Annotated in this window: 3 protein-coding genes and 1 pseudogene; all 4 read left to right on the top strand. The window is 73.7% G+C overall.

Annotated elements, in window-relative coordinates; genetic code table 11:
- Window positions 1–275 precede the first annotated feature (275 nt).
- Window positions 276–1,430 (top strand): alanine racemase, encoded by a 1,155-nt coding sequence (gene alr, locus GT042_RS19865; protein WP_237530975.1) that lies wholly within the window; start codon window positions 276–278, stop codon window positions 1,428–1,430.
- Complete coding sequence (locus GT042_RS19860) at window positions 1,427–2,728, top strand: alpha/beta hydrolase (protein WP_161310072.1); 1,302 nt, start codon at window positions 1,427–1,429, stop codon at window positions 2,726–2,728. Before alr ends, GT042_RS19860 begins: the two co-directional genes overlap by 4 nt.
- Window positions 2,700–3,305, top strand: coding sequence for a tRNA (adenosine(37)-N6)-threonylcarbamoyltransferase complex ATPase subunit type 1 TsaE (gene tsaE, locus GT042_RS19855; RefSeq protein WP_161310071.1), 606 nt, complete (start codon window positions 2,700–2,702; stop codon window positions 3,303–3,305). Before GT042_RS19860 ends, tsaE begins: the two co-directional genes overlap by 29 nt.
- 99 nt (window positions 3,306–3,404) lie before the next feature.
- Window positions 3,405–3,939, top strand: a pseudogene (locus GT042_RS19850) (HEAT repeat domain-containing protein); the annotation flags it as partial.

Raw genomic sequence — 3,939 nt, 5'->3', positions numbered from 1 at the left:
CCCGAAACCGCGACACTCAACCGCAAGGGGCGGCCCCGCCCCGAACCACACAACCCGGGCTCCCCCGACTACCCCTCGGTCCGAACCCGCACCCGAACATCCCACCCCAACCCTCAACCCCCACAGCCCCCCGCTCTGAGAGACTGGCCCTGATGACCGGAAACATTCAGGCGCCACAGGACCAGCCGCACGACCAGCCGCCCAACCAGCCCCGTCACGCGCCCCGCGACGCGCCTCCGCCCCCCCGTGCCCGCGCTGAGGTTGATCTTGGTGCTCTGCGGGGTAACGTGCGGGCGCTTCTGGGGCGTGTTCAGCCCGGTGCTGGCCTGATGGCCGTCGTGAAGTCCGATGCGTACGGGCATGGGATGGTGCCCGTCGCCCGGGCCGCGCTCGAAGCCGGGGCCAGCTGGCTCGGGACCGCCACGCCTCAGGAAGCGCTCGGTCTGCGTGCCGCTGGGATTCGCGGTCGGATCCTGTGCTGGCTCTGGACCCCCGGTGACCCCTGGCGCGCCGGTATCGACGCCGACCTCGACATGGGGGTCAGTGGCATGTGGGCCCTGCGTGAGGTGGCCGCCGCCGCCCGGGAGGCCGGGCGGCCCGCCCGTATCCAGCTCAAGGCCGACACCGGCCTCGGCCGTAACGGCTGCCAGCCCGCCGACTGGCCCGCCCTCGTCGCCGCCGCCCTGGCCGCCCAGGACGCCGGCCAGGTCCACGTCACCGGCCTGTGGTCCCACTTCGCCTGCGCCGACGAGCCCGGTCACCCCTCCATCGGCGCGCAGCTCGACCTCTTCCACGAGATGCTCGCGTACGCCGAGAAGGAAGGCATCGAGCCCGAGGTGCGGCACATCGCCAACTCCCCGGCCACCCTCACCGTCCCCGAGTCGCACTTCGATCTCGTACGGACCGGCATCGCCATGTACGGCATCTCCCCCAGCCCCGCCCTCGGCACCCCCCAGGACTTCGGCCTGCGGCCCGTCATGACGCTCTCCGCCTCCGTCGCCCTGGTCAAGCAGGTCCCCGAGGGTCACGGCGTCAGTTACGGCCACCACTACGTCACCCCGCAGCGGACCAACCTCGGCCTCGTGCCCCTCGGGTACGCCGACGGCGTCCCCCGGCACGCCTCGGGCCGTGGGCCCGTGCTGGTCGGCGACGGTGGCGAGGCAGGGGGGAGCGGCACCCCCTGGCGGCGGGTCGCCGGGCGGGTCGCCATGGACCAGTTCGTCGTCGACCTCGGCGACGACGTCGTCGAGCCCGGCACCCCCGCCGTCCTCTTCGGCCCCGGCGATCGCGGTGAGCCGACGGCCGAGGACTGGGCCGAGGCCGCCGGGACCATCGCGTACGAGATCGTCACCCGCATCGGCGCGCGCGTTCCCCGCGTCTATGTCGACGAGAGACATGACAGCGAGACGACCGCGAGGAGCCCACGGTGACCGAGAGCAGCGCGGCCGGCGACGTGGCGCAGGAAGTGGCCGCCCTCACCTCGGCCGCCACCGGCAACTGGCGCCGGGCCGGGGTCGCCGGGGCCGCGATAGGCGTCATCGCCGCCGGCGCCGCCGCCGGTGTGGCGATCGAGCGGCTCACCGTCGGCCGGGGCATGCGCAAGAAGGCGCGGCTCGCGCTCGACTCGTCCGGGCCGTACGGCGCTCTGCGCGGCACCCCCGGTACCGCCCTCGCCGACGACGGTACGGAGCTGTACTACGAGATTGACGAGGTGGAGGTCGAGGAGACCGGCAAGGCGGGCAAGGGGGGAGCGAAGGGGGCGACGGACGGCAAAGCGGGCAAGGCGAGCGCCGCCGCGCCCCGGCGGCGCCGGCTCTTCGGGCGGCGTACGCCCGCGCCCGTCACCGTCGTCTTCAGCCACGGTTACTGCCTCAACCAGGACTCCTGGCACTTCCAGCGCGCCGCGCTGCGCGGACTTGTCCGTACGGTCCACTGGGACCAGCGCAGCCACGGACGGTCCGCGCGCGGGGCCTCCCAGCGGGGCCCCGGCGCCGTCCCCGTCACCATCGACCAGCTCGGCCGCGACCTCAAGGCCGTCATCGACGCGGCGGCGCCCGAGGGGCCGCTCGTCCTCGTCGGGCACTCCATGGGGGGCATGACGATCATGGCTCTCGCCGACCAGTACCCCGAGCTGATAGGGGAACGGGTGGTCGGCGTCGCCTTCGTCGGTACGTCCAGCGGCAAGCTCGGCGAGGTCAACTACGGCCTCCCGCTCGCGGGCGTGAACGCCGTCCGCCGGGTCCTGCCCGGTGTGCTCAAGGCGCTCGGTTCGCAGGCGGACCTGGTCGAGCGGGGGCGGCGGGCGACCGCCGACCTGTTCGCGGGGCTGATCAAGCGGTACTCGTTCAGCTCGAAGGACGTCGATCCGGCCGTCGTACGGTTCGCCGAGCGGCTCATCGAGGGCACCCCGATCGACGTGGTCGCCGAGTTCTACCCGGCCTTCACCGACCACGACAAGACGACCGCGCTGGAGGTCTTTCTCGAAGTCCCGGCGCTGATCCTGGCCGGGGTGAGCGACCTGGTGACCCCCAGCTCGCACAGCGAGGCCATCGCCGACCTGCTGCCGGACGCGGAGCTGGTGCTCGTACCGGACGCCGGGCACCTGGTGATGCTGGAACACCCGGAGGCCGTCACGGACCGGCTCGCGGACCTGCTCGCGCGCGTGGGGGCGGTGCCGACGGAGACTAACGTGGGGACTTATGGAACGACCGCACAACCGGGCAGCTGAGCCGGCCGTGGGACCTGAGCCGACCGTGGGACCCGAGCCCGTCGTGGGACCCGCGCCCCTGGCATCCGGCGGCCCCGGCGCCTCCCCGTACCTCACCCTCACCGTCGAGTCCCCCGAGCGCATGCGGGAGCTGGGCCTGGGGCTCGCGTCCCTCCTCCGCCCCGGCGACCTGGTGATGCTCACCGGCGAGCTGGGCGCGGGCAAGACGACCCTGACGCGCGGGCTCGGCGAGGGGCTCGGCGTCCGGGGTGCCGTGACCTCCCCGACCTTCGTGATCGCCCGCGTACACCCGTCCCTGGTGGACGGCCCCGCCCTGGTCCACGTCGACGCGTACCGGCTCGGCGGTGGTCTGGACGAGATGGAGGACCTCGACCTGGACGTCTCGCTGCCCGAGTCGGTGGTGGTCGTGGAGTGGGGCGAGGGCAAGGTCGAGGAACTGTCCGACGACCGGCTCCACGTACGCATCGACCGGGTGGTCGGCGACACGGACGACGACCGCCGCGAGGTCACCCTGACGGGTGTGGGTGCGCGGTGGGCCGACGCGGACCTGGGATCGCTGGCGAGCCCGGCGCGCTGACGGCCGCACCAATGACCCGCCGTACGTCCCGCACCTGCCGCTCCCGCCGTACGGAATCCCGTTGGCCGGGTGCGGTACGGCCCCGCTAGCATCCCGACGATGACGCCCACCGGGACACCCATGGAGGGGCCTACGGCGCCCCGGCCCGAGCTGGACGGGCACGACGACGCGCGGGTGCGGTACCTCGGGCTGACGCAGCTCGCCGAGCGTGTCCTCGCCGACGGGGGCAGCGAGCAACTCGCCCTGCTGCTCCCGGAGTCGGTCGAAGGACCACCGGAGCGGACGCCGGAGGAGATGCTCCTCCTGGCCGGGCTGTACACGCGCCTGGGACCGTACCTCGGCGCCCGTCGGCGCCCGTCGTGGCGGGCGGCCGACCACCTGCCGGTACGGGTACGGATCGCCTGGCTCCGCGCCGAACTCCTCAACGAACCCGGGGTGATCCGCCACGCCCCCGGCGAACTCCTCCGCCGGGCCGTACGCGACGTGACCGCCACCGAAGCGCACCGGCCCGCCGACCTCGTCGCCGAACTGGCCCGCAGCGAAGACCCGTTGCTGCGGTCGGCGGCGCTGCGGCTGGCCAGGGAGGCGCTGCACGCCGGCCTGCTCGCACCGGCGACGGTCCGCGCCCACGCGA

It is taken from the genome of Streptomyces sp. SID3212, assembly GCF_009865405.1.
In the GTDB taxonomy this organism is placed as follows: domain Bacteria; phylum Actinomycetota; class Actinomycetes; order Streptomycetales; family Streptomycetaceae; genus Streptomyces.
This window is presented reverse-complemented; position numbering and strand designations above follow the sequence as displayed.

Bases quoted from the DNA above. Each gene is read 5' to 3' on its own strand.
- tsaE (WP_161310071.1), top strand. From the start codon at position 2,700: ATGGAACGACCGCACAACCGGGCAGCTGAGCCGGCCGTGGGACCTGAG.